The sequence below is a fragment of the Candidatus Phytoplasma bonamiae genome (assembly GCF_030586845.1).
GTDB lineage: Bacteria > Bacillota_I > Bacilli_A > Acholeplasmatales > Acholeplasmataceae > Phytoplasma > Phytoplasma bonamiae.
On record NZ_JAOSIQ010000038.1, the window covers coordinates 1 to 3975 of the forward strand.

Annotated in this window: 3 protein-coding genes; 2 read left to right on the forward strand and 1 reads right to left on the reverse strand. The window is 19.5% G+C overall.

What is annotated here, in order from left to right; all coding sequences use genetic code 11:
- Nucleotides 1-453: 453 nt before the first annotated feature.
- Entirely contained in the window at nucleotides 454-1686 is a 1233-nt protein-coding gene (locus OC701_RS02430; RefSeq protein WP_304514498.1) for an aminopeptidase P family protein, read from the reverse strand.
- A gap of 280 nt (nucleotides 1687-1966) precedes the next feature.
- Between OC701_RS02430 and OC701_RS02435 the strand changes: the two genes are divergently transcribed.
- The gene (locus OC701_RS02435) at nucleotides 1967-2686 is read left to right on the forward strand and encodes an OTU domain-containing protein (protein WP_304514499.1); all 720 of its coding nucleotides are present in this window, start codon (nucleotides 1967-1969) and stop codon (nucleotides 2684-2686) included.
- A 152-nt stretch (nucleotides 2687-2838) separates the two neighbouring features.
- Entirely contained in the window at nucleotides 2839-3264 is a 426-nt protein-coding gene (locus OC701_RS02440) for a hypothetical protein (RefSeq protein ID WP_304514500.1), read from the forward strand.
- The last annotated feature ends 711 nt before the right edge of the window (nucleotides 3265-3975 follow it).

The following is a 3975-nucleotide window of genomic DNA, read 5'->3' on the forward strand; positions in this document are numbered from 1 at the left end:
AACCCGCTTTTATGGTCTGCTATAATCTATCATTCTTTCGTCTGATAAACCGACCATATCCTTTCAGGGTTTATCGGCCCTGGCTATTGGTTAGATAGCATGAAATTTAGGCCTCTTTGGCGCCCCCATATAAATAATAATGAATAAATTAATTTCTTTTTTGTTAATTTTAACAGAATTAAAAACAATCTCCTTTTAATTAAATATTTTTTGAATTTATTTTGTTAATTTCTTTATTTGTGATATACTTCTAATACTTTACATCATTATGCGATTATAAATAATAATGCATAAATTTAAATAATTTATAATAACATTGATATTATAACAAATCTCTATTTTAAAACTCATAATTATAATTTATTTAACTATGATTATTAGTATTCATATAGTTTATTGGGAGAGGTTAAATTTAATCTTTAAAACATAATTATTAAATTTAAAATATTTTATTTATTTTATTAAATATTCTATTTCTTTAATTTCTTTAGGAATATTAGATGATAAATTAATATTTCCTTTTTTTTTAACAATAATGTTATCTTCAATTCGAATTCCTAAATTTAAATAATCAATATATAAACCTGGTTCAATAGAGATAATACTATCTTCTCCGACAGGCTTTTCTACATCTATATCTATTACATCATGTATATCTAATCCCAAGTGATGACTAATACTGTGATAAAAGTAATTTTCAATTTTTTCTTCAAATCCAAGTTTTTGCATACCTTTAGATAAGATTTGTTTTCCATAAGTATTCAAATCTTTCATACTATGTTCAGGTTTAACCCAATTAATTAATTCTTTATTAGTTTTCAATACTAAATTATAAATTTGATATTGTATAGGTGTAAATGTAGATTTAATAGGGAAACAACGAGTAATATCCGAAGAATAATCATTTATTTTTACTCCAGAATCTATTAAACATAAATCGTGATTATATAAATAAGAATTATTTTTATGATAATGCAAAATTAAAGCATTCTTTCCTGAAGCGACAATAGTTTCAAAAGCATTTTGAGCTTTATTCATAGCCCAAAAGTAATGTAAATGAGCTGCTATTTCAAATTCATATTGGCAATTCTTTAATTGTTTGAATAAATACATAAAAGATTGATAATGTATATCGATAGAATGTTTAATATAGTTAATTTCGTTTTGATTTTTTTGTTGACGTAATTTGAATAAAATTCGAGAACTATTAGATATTTCAATACATGGCCAATAATTTAAAAATTTATATACTTGCTCATAACTCCAACAATATTTTAATTCTTTACAATTGTTTGGGATATCAAAATAAATTTTTGGCGATAACAATTTTAATTCAGAAATTTGCTTGTTAATCTGAAAATGAAATTCTTTCGTTTCAAAAATATTAGTACATGAAATTTGTGAAATATCAGAAATTTGTTTTTTCTCCAATTGATCATTTTTCCATAATTTATTCATAGGATCAATATTAGGAACAAATAAAAAACTTTGTTTTGTTGATGATTTTTTTACCACAATTAAAATAATATAAGGTTGTTTGATTCCTGTTAAGTAATAAAAATTTTTATCAACTTCAAAAGGAAATGATTGATCTCCACTTTTATATTGAGGATTACCTGAATAAAATACAGCTATAGAATTATTAGTTATACAATCAAAAAAATTTTTACGATTATTAAAAAACATATATTAAAATACCTCTAAAAACATTATTAACATGATTAATCTTTTTAACAAAATTATCTAAATTTAGAAATTTATTATATTTAGAAAACTAAAATGAAATAAATAAATTTACTTTAAGTAGTTAATTATTAATCTTATATTTAATAAGTTATAAATTATAATATTACTATATTTAATATAATTTGATCTTTTGGATTAAATTTAAAATATTTTAAAATCTTCTTATTTAAAAAATAATATCATAAAAAAAGAAAGGTTAAACAATAAAATTAATTAAAAAATGTTACATACTCGATCCAATAATTTAAAAAATATTTTGTATATACTTTTATTTATACTTCATGTAATCATAATTTGGTTTGTTTATCGTTGTTTTATAACCCGTAAAAGAAAATTATATTATTGTAATCATAATTATATAGAAATAACTAATAATGATCAATATTTAGGAATAACTAATAATAATCAATATTCCGAAAACCGCCAACTAGTTTCAAAAATAGCTTATTTAGGATGGGAACAATTTATATTAGGATTAAAAGATAATAATTATAAAGAAGCTTATGAAAACCTTGTTAAATGGGAAAAACCGTCATTAAATATGAACGAAATTCAAGAACAAATTTTTAATCAAACATTAGATACTGCATATCCTTTTTTAATACAAAGTACTATTGATTTTTTATCTAAAAAAATAAATAAAAAAATATTACTGATTATCCAAATGTATAATAAATTTAATAAAGAAACATTTTCACATGATTTTCATTCTTTATATCGAAGAAAAGATAGTTCTTTTATTGAATTAAAAATGAAAAATTTTGAAAACCAACATTTTTATATTAAAGAATATAATGATACACCTGGAGATGGTTATTGTTTTTTTCATGCTCTTAAAAAATTATTAGATCATTCTGAAATGCCTAATTGGTTAGATCAAATTAACGAAGATTTGCAAAAAACGAAATTAAAATTTAAAGCTTCAAAATCCCCAAATTAATTAATTTATTAAAAGATAATAGAAAATATTTTTTTCAAAAGAAATGGTGACAATATGAGCAAAAAAAAAACATTTACAATATATTTATTGCGATATTATTGATTTGGTTCTTAATCATGTTAAGCTATTTTATAATATTATTTTTTCCAATAATGAAAAAATCTTCTCCAATACCTCTTGTAAATATTTCTAACAATTCATATACAGAAAATCCTTCAATTTATTTTAATTTAAATAATGTAGTAAAAGATAAAGTATTTTATTATAATTTGTTTGGTAGATTCGGTTATTTTTTTGGAACTTCTAAACTTATAATGGAAAAACAATTAAGAGAAAATTTTCATTTCGATCCGAAATCTAATATTGAATATAATAAAAATACTGGGGTAGTTAGAATTTATAATATTGATAAAATACTAAATAATAATATTTTAATAGGAGAAACTTTTTTGTTATTAAATTATGGGGTTTGGAAAATGAGAGATATTTGGACTTGGGCCTTTCAAATTTATTTTATTGCATATAAAGATGATTATAGTAATAATTACAATTATAGAATAAAAGTTAAAAAAAAATAATATTAATAATTTTTAATTATTAATAAAAATTGTCCGATTAATTTATTTGCTAATATTTACAACCGGATATTAAAAATAATCAAAATTTCTTCAGCAAAATTTAGCTTAATAAATTTTTATAATATATTTTATTTTTTAATTATTAGTTATATGATATAAATCAAGTATTTATTTAAGATTTTATTTATCATTATAATTTATTAATTTTATTTTAAAATATTAATTTAAAATCTTAAATTGTTTAATTTTTAATTATTAGAAATATAATAAACTTCGAAATTTTAATAATTTTAAAAATGCTATTTAATATTAAATGTCTAAAGGAAATTTTGTTATCTAAAATGATGTGGCAAAGTTTTCAATAATAAAAACCAGATTAACTAATGTTTTAAACAATAATAATTATAATAATCTTAATTATGATTTAAGTTTATAAAACTGAAGATATTTGAAATTTCCAAATTTTTATATACGATTTTACATAAAATTATAAAATTTTAAAAAGAAAAAATAATACTTAATTTTGTACACTAATATATAAATCAACTTTTTTAGAAAAAGGTTAACGATTTTGATAGGGAGAAAAAAAAAATATCAATAAAATTCAATTGCAAAGGAGTAAAAGGGAAAAAAACTAAATTATTACTAAAAAAATTATTAATTATTGTAATCCAAGCTAATAAAAAAGTAAAAATAGTTTTAGTTAAAAAA

Excerpts from the sequence above, each read along its gene's own strand:
- OC701_RS02430 (WP_304514498.1), bottom strand. The coding sequence starts at position 1,686 with ATGTTTTTTAATAATCGTAAAAATTTTTTTGATTGTATAACTAATAAT.
- OC701_RS02440 (WP_304514500.1), top strand. The coding sequence starts at position 2,839 with ATGAAAAAATCTTCTCCAATACCTCTTGTAAATATTTCTAACAATTCA.
- OC701_RS02435 (WP_304514499.1), top strand. The coding sequence starts at position 1,967 with ATGTTACATACTCGATCCAATAATTTAAAAAATATTTTGTATATACTT.